General features: G+C 60.6%; 4 protein-coding genes. 3 read left to right on the top strand and 1 reads right to left on the bottom strand.

Annotation, left to right across the window (positions count from 1 at the left end; all coding sequences use genetic code 11):
* Positions 1–1,425 (top strand): bifunctional homocysteine S-methyltransferase/methylenetetrahydrofolate reductase (locus VIH17_08785; GenBank protein HEY4683331.1); only part of this gene is annotated, 1,425 nt, incomplete at its 5' end.
* An 85-nt stretch (positions 1,426–1,510) separates the two neighbouring features.
* On the opposite strand, the gene VIH17_08780 is transcribed toward VIH17_08785, so the two are convergent.
* Positions 1,511–2,323, bottom strand: coding sequence for a CpsB/CapC family capsule biosynthesis tyrosine phosphatase (locus tag VIH17_08780; protein ID HEY4683330.1), 813 nt, complete (start codon positions 2,321–2,323; stop codon positions 1,511–1,513).
* A 292-nt stretch (positions 2,324–2,615) separates the two neighbouring features.
* Between VIH17_08780 and VIH17_08775 the strand changes: the two genes are divergently transcribed.
* Together VIH17_08775 and VIH17_08770 are read left to right on the top strand one after the other, a co-directional pair.
* Entirely contained in the window at positions 2,616–3,296 is a 681-nt protein-coding gene (locus VIH17_08775; GenBank protein HEY4683329.1) for a FecR domain-containing protein, read from the top strand.
* Positions 3,297–3,495: 199 nt separating this feature from the next.
* Positions 3,496–3,828: polysaccharide biosynthesis/export family protein (locus tag VIH17_08770; protein HEY4683328.1), on the top strand; the 333-nt coding region annotated here is incomplete at its 3' end.

Here is a 3,828-nt window from a genome sequence, read left to right as displayed (position 1 = left end):
GCCCTTGAAGAACGCGGCGTGGACCTGTTCATCCTGGAGACCTTCTCAGACCTCGAAGAACTTCTGGCAGCCATTGATGCAATCCGTTCGTTCTCGAGCCTCCCCATCGTGGCCGAGCTGACTTTCTCCGAGGAAGGCACTACCTTTGGCGGCACCCGCCCGCGCGATGCCGCTGCCCGACTGAAAGAGAAAAATGTTCAGGCCATTGGCGCCAACTGCACTCTCGGCCCCCAGCTCCTGCTTCCCATTCTCCAGGAGTTCGCTTCCGTCGAAGGCTTGCCGCTGACCGCCATGCCCAACGCCGGCTTTCCCAAGCGAGTCGGCGACCGCGTCGTCTATCCTCGCTCTTCGCCCGACTATTTCGCCCTCTTCGCCCGCGAAGCGGCTGACCTGGGTGTCCGCTTGATCGGCGGCTGCTGCGGGACCACGCCGGAGCACATCCGTGCCCTCGCTGTAGCTGTCCAACTCCGGCGTCCCACCCCCAGCCCCGTCTCGCGCGCCGTAACCGAAGTTGCCCCTGAACCTCGCCGTCCCGTCGCCCGACAACCCGAAAGCGCACTCTGGAAAAAGATTCAGTCCGGTCAGTTTGTCGTCTCAGTCGAGATTGACCCGCCAAAAGGCGTCTCTCTCGAACGCATCTTCGAACAAGTTGACAAGCTCATGGCCGGAGGCCGCGTTGACGCCATTGACATCAATAGCGGCACGCTCGCCCGCGTCGGTATGGACGCCATCATGCTCGCCGGCGCGCTCGAGGCCCGCGGCGTCCAAACAATCCCTCACCTCACAACCCGCGACCTCAACATCATCGGACTGCAAGCAGTTCTTCTTGGTGCCTGGGCCGTCAGTGGCGTCCGCAATATCCTCGCGATCACGGGTGACCCGCCCTCGCTTGGCGACCACCCCGAAACCAGCGGTGTCTATGAAATTGATTCCATCGGCCTCGTTCGAGTCTTGGCCCGGCTCAATCAGGGCGCCGATTGGGCGGGAAAAACTCTCGGTGGTGCTACCAACTTCACCATCGGTGTCGCGCTGAATCCTGTGGCTGATGACCTCGACACCGAAATCGAACGCTTCCTCGCCAAGGTCGAAGCTGGCGCTCACTTCGCCATGACCCAGCCGTTGTTCGACCCGGATCATTGGCACAGTTTTCTTCGCCGAATCGGCGGCAAAACACCCGTCCCCGTCCTCGCCGGCGTGTGGCCTCTGACCAGCTATAAGCAGGCCCTGCGCCTCAACCACGAGGTTCCGGGCATCCTTGTCCCGGACTCTGTTCTCAAAGAACTGGAGGCCGCTGGAAACTCCGCGCGCGACGCCGGCTTTTCTCTCGCCCGTCGCATGCTTCAGTGGGCGCGCTCCGAGCTGGCCGGCGCCTACCTGATCCCGCCCTTCAAGCGGTATGAAGAAGTCATGGAACTGCTGGATTGATCGTCTGGTTTCTGCCTAGAAGCTGTTGCATAATCCAATTTCGATCCTTTGGAATCAATAACTTAGGGTGGTCATGCAACAGGCTCTAGAAAAAAAAGAATCGCTTCCGTCGCCTCGCCCCCCCGCCTGCCTCCTCTGGCTCCGGCACATAAGGCAACGGCCGCCCTTCAAACGCTGCCAGCGGGTTCTCCTGAAAAAGCGCCCGGGCTACCTCTTCCCCCCGCCCCTTGGCCACTGCCTTATACGCCGCCCGCATCCGCATCGGCCTCGACGTCAGGTTGTGCGCGTCGGTGGCAAAAAAGTGAATCCGCCCCCCCGCCAGCCACTTCTCCACCAGTCGCTGCGTCGCCGGCCCGAAGCGCCCCAGCAGCGACGACGCCGTCACCTGCACGTAACACCCCTGATGAATCCAGCCATACAGCCTCTCAGGTTTTGCCCGAATCAGCCCATTCCGCTCCGGGTGCGTAATGATCGGTGAAATCCCGGCCAATTGCAGATGGTGCAGCGTCTCCTCGATCGTCGGTGGAATCGCAAAGTCAGCGAATTCCACTAGCAGGTAGTTCAGCTGGTTCAGCGTGTACTTCGTCGGATGCTCTCGGATGTCCTGCAGGTTTTCATAACTCAAGTGAAAGTCACAGCCTGTAGCAATCTTCAGCCGGTCCCCAAACTTGTCCTGTAGTTCATCCCGGCGCTGCCGTACCAAAACGGGATCAAACCGGTACTGGTCATTTGAGTGTGGCGTGCCTACAACGTGCGTGATCCCGTCCGCAATCGCCATTTCACCCATCTGGACGGCTTCATCCAGCGACTCCGCACCGTCGTCCAGCCCCGGAAGGATGTGACAGTGAATGTCCACCATGATCCCGTCGAAAATACCCGATGCACTAGCCTCATACAACCTCGAAAATCGCTGGCCCCCTCAACTCATGCCTGGCTTCCCAAATGGCACTCCGGTTGCAATACCCCTCCTGAATATGCCCGATATCCGTTCCAATTCTGGAACAAAGCTGGGGCTGTCCACGAGCCTTGCCGATCACGTTCGAACCCAGATCTTGGCTGCTGACAGGTTCGACGGGCATGCGGCCCATTGATTCCTGAGCCCTATCCCTTTTCGGGCAGGCTCAGCCGGACCCCCTGGGCGGGCAGTTCTGTCACAAGTTGCTGATGATCAATTCTCTGAGGAGGAACACATGGTAGCCAAAGCACCCTTGGCAGTTGCCTTTTCTGTACTGCTGGCCCTCCCGCCACTCTCTCTGGCCGGCTCGCCGGCCGTGGTGGGCAAGATGAACATGAAAGGACGAGTCGAAATCAATGGCACCGCAGCCCCGGCCGAATCCACGGTCTTTGCCGGGGACCGGATCTCCACCGGCAATGAGACCGCACTGGGTCTATCGCTGACCGGCGGCGATCAGGTTCTCCTGCCCTCGCAGAGCGCCGTTCAGGTCGATCGCGCCGGACAACAGATCACTGTCGCCCTTGAGCGCGGCGCGCTGGCGGTGGTCAACCGCAGCGACCAGCCGCTTTTGGTGAGGGCTGGTGGCGTTGAGATTCAGGCCGCAGGGCCATCGGGTGGCCTATATGAAGTCGCCATTTCAGGCGGCAACCTCAAGGTGTTGGCACGCAAGGGTACGGCCATGGTGCGCGCTTCCAACCGCACCGTCGAAGTCAAGGAAGGGACAACCCTGGAAGCCACCGTCCCCACCCCGGCCCTGGCGGCAGGCGGGCTTGGCCCGCTGTGGACGGTTGTGCTCGTCGCCAGCGCGGCGGCCGGCATCACTGGACTCGTTTTGGGTGTGCAGGCCCTGAACCGCGCGCAGCCGCAGGACTGCGTGGTGGTTTCACCAAATCGGCCTCAGATTGTCTGTCCGTAGCATCGAGGGGCTAAGACAGCGAATGCCTCGCCGAACCGCCTTCCCGGGCGATTCAACGCCTCTCCCTTGCGAGACGTAGAGACGCGTTCGCTCCGGTAATCTGGGAGTGTCCTCTCGACGGACGGTGTGTGCAGGAGCAGGCACGAAGTAGGACCTCGCACAAACTAGTCAACCGAAACTCACAGAAACGAGAGTTCAGATGATTCGCAAGCAGGTTCTGAGTTCAGCAAATCGTCTATCCCTGATGATTACCTTCGCAGTTCTTGTGATCGCGGGGCCCTTATATGGCCAGGGTGCATCGCAAGACCCGAAGCTTGTCCAGCAGAATCCAAAGACCGCAGAAGAGCTCAATCAGCGGCTCGAGCAGTTGCGCCTTAGCCTGACCCCTCGTGATTCCTCTGGTCGCAGCGAGGACTACTCCATCGGGCCGGAAGACCTGTTGGAGATCTCTGTCTTTGAAGCGCCGGAGCTGAACCGTTCCGTGCGGGTTTCGGCGGGCGGAGAAATCGCGCTCACCTTGCTTGGTCCGGTG

The sequence above is a fragment of the Candidatus Acidiferrales bacterium genome (assembly GCA_036514995.1).
Classification (GTDB): Bacteria; Acidobacteriota; Terriglobia; order Acidiferrales; family DATBWB01; genus DATBWB01.
This window is presented reverse-complemented; position numbering and strand designations above follow the sequence as displayed.